We start from the raw sequence: 2,816 nt of genomic DNA, 5'->3' as shown, positions 1-2,816 counted from the left end.
CCTTTAACAGGCGCCGCCAAATTATAGAGAACAGCTCGGGGATGAATTTTTTACTCTTGAACCGGTCTCGCCTTTCAGCAGGTCTCCACCGGTTGATGTGATGATCTCGTTTGTCACTTGGTTTGATATTGTATGCGCGACGAGCTGAAGAAGATCGTTGACTTCCATTTGGGAGTCTCTGAACTCTTGAATGATCGGGATCTCGTCAAGCTCTTCCTGAAGCGCGTCAATCTTTGCTTCCGTTTGTTTAAGCGCTTCGTGCTTTTCGTAATGTTTAAAGTTGACGGCTTGCTTTTGCAGGGCTTTGATTTGGTTGATAATGCCCGTTATTTTGGCATTCTCATTAATCTGTGCCTCCGCTTTTTTGAAAAAGTCGACTTCTTCGCTTTTGCAACAATCTCTTTTTTCGTATAAAGCGTCACTTTATTTCACCTCGATTGCTTCTCCTACCATTTCTCCGTCAAGCGACCAAGTTTTCGCCTGGTGGATTTTCACGTTGACAAGCTGGCCGATCGCTTCTTTTGGTCCTTTGAAGTTAACAAGCTTGTTTTTCCGTGTATAGCCGGCAAGGATATCAGGGTTGTTTTTACTTTCACCCTCTACTAACACTTCGACAACCTGCCCCTCATATTCCTTCATTTTCTTCGCGGAAATTTCGTTGACCACTTCATTTAATCGCTGAAGCCGTTCTTTTTTCACGCGCATCGGAACATTGTCTTTCATTTTTGCAGCTGGCGTTCCTTCGCGAGGCGAGTAAATGAACGTATAGGCGCTGTCAAATTCAACTTCTCTGTATAAGGAAAGCGTTTCTTCAAATTGCTCATCAGTTTCGTTCGGGAAGCCGACGATAATGTCTGTTGTTAAAGACGCGTTCGGCATCGCTTTTTTAATTTTGGCGACAAGCTCGAGATAGCGTTCCCGGTCGTATTTGCGCGCCATCAGTTTCAAGACATCCGAGCTTCCGGACTGAACAGGCAGGTGGATGTGGTCCAGAAGGTTCCCGCCTTTTGCGAGCACCTCGATCAGATGATCGTCAAAATCACGCGGATGGCTTGTCGTGAAGCGGATTCGCGGAATATTGATTTTGCGGAGCTCATCCATCAAGTGTCCGAGTCCGTATTCCATATCCTCGAAATCTTTGCCGTAAGCGTTGACGTTCTGTCCGAGAAGCGTGATTTCTTTATAGCCTTCAGCCGCAAGTCGTCTCACTTCCTGAATGATTTCTTCAGGACGTCTGCTTCGTTCTTTTCCTCTTGTGTACGGCACGATGCAGTACGTACAGAACTTGTCGCAGCCGTACATGATGTTGACCCAGCCTTTAATTTTGCCGGTGCGGACTTTCGGAAGGTTTTCAATGACATCGCCTTCTTTAGACCACACTTCGATGACCATTTCTTTTGACAGATAAGCTTCTGACAAAAGTTCCGGCAAGCGGTGGATATTGTGTGTACCGAAAATCAGATCGACGAACGGATGTTTCTTTAAAATCCGGTTGACGACTGATTCTTCCTGGGACATACATCCGCATACGCCAAGGATCAAATCCGGATTGTCTTTTTTCAAAGCTTTTAAATGGCCGATTTCACCGAATACTTTGTTTTCCGCATTTTCGCGAATGGCGCATGTGTTTAACAGAATCACATTGGCGTCTTCAGTCGAATCGGTCGGCTCATAGCCGAGGGTCATGAAAATACCGGCCATGACTTCTGTATCGTGTTCATTCATCTGGCAGCCGTATGTGCGGATGTAGAACTTCCGTCCTTCACCCATCCCTTTGTACTGCTCGGAAATTTTAAAATCGCTATGGTATTTAACCTCTTCTTTGCCGCGTTTTTTCGCATCTTTTAAGGAAGGCGGAACATAAACAGCTTCGAAGTACTTGCTGTAATCCTTCTCGGATTTTTTGTCCGATGGATTGACCTGTCCGCTTTCAATGCGCTGTTTCTCATTCATGTTTTTGATCTCCTTTCAAACAAAGCTCCACTCTTCAGTATAAAGGTTCTCGGTTGTCAGCACAACCCAGAACCTATCATTGTACACTAACTGAAAATGATTATCAATGGTTATTTGCTTTGTTTAAAAAGAAATCGATGAGTTTAAAGCAGACCCGCTTTTTTGGCGCCGGTTTCAATGATTTCAAGGGCTTTATCAAGTTCTTCTTTCGAATGCTGGGCGGTCATGATCGTTCTGATCCGCGCTTTGCCTTTCGGGACGGTCGGAAATACAATAGCCTGGGCAAATAAACCGAGCTCGAAAAGCGTGCTTGAAAAGCGGCATGCCTCGGCTTCATCACCTATTAAAATCGGCGTGATCGGCGTTTCGCTCTTAATCAGCGGAAGGCCGATTTTTTCAAGCTCTTTTTTGAAGTACGAGGTATTGTCCCAAAGCTTTTTAATTAATGAAGGTTCCTCCATCAGCACATTGACCGCTTCAATGCATGCCGCAGTGACGGCCGGCGGATGGGAAGTACTGAAGAGAAACGGTCTGCCTTTATGCTTTAAATAGTCGATCAGCACCTTGGAACCGGCCGCATAGCCTCCTAAAACACCGATCGCCTTGCTGAGCGTGCCGACTTGAATGTGAACCTTCCCGTCCAGCCCGAAATGGTGAACCGTTCCGCGCCCGTTCTCGCCGAGAACGCCGGACGCATGCGCGTCGTCGACCATGACAAATGCGTCATACTGTTCAGCGAGCCGGACGATTTCGGGAAGCGGCGCGATGTCTCCGTCCATCGAAAACACGCCGTCTGTAACGATAAGCCGCATTCTGTAATTCATTGATTTTTTTAAAATCTTTTCTAAATCTTCCATGTCCGC

The 2,816-nt window shown here is 46.2% G+C and carries 2 protein-coding genes and 1 pseudogene; all 3 read right to left on the bottom strand.

Annotated elements, in window-relative coordinates:
- Positions 1–21 precede the first annotated feature (21 nt).
- Positions 22–390: pseudogene (locus C1T29_RS10850) on the bottom strand (RicAFT regulatory complex protein RicA family protein); the annotation flags it as partial.
- A 33-nt stretch (positions 391–423) separates the two neighbouring features.
- Positions 424–1,953, bottom strand: a complete 1,530-nt coding sequence (miaB, locus tag C1T29_RS10845) for a tRNA (N6-isopentenyl adenosine(37)-C2)-methylthiotransferase MiaB (protein WP_020451462.1) — start codon at positions 1,951–1,953, stop codon at positions 424–426.
- Positions 1,954–2,096: 143 nt separating this feature from the next.
- A partial coding sequence (locus C1T29_RS24780) for an aminotransferase class I/II-fold pyridoxal phosphate-dependent enzyme (protein WP_231516555.1) occupies positions 2,097–2,816 on the bottom strand: 720 nt, incomplete at its 5' end.

It is taken from the genome of Bacillus sp. MBGLi79, assembly GCF_002953915.1.
This window is presented reverse-complemented; position numbering and strand designations above follow the sequence as displayed.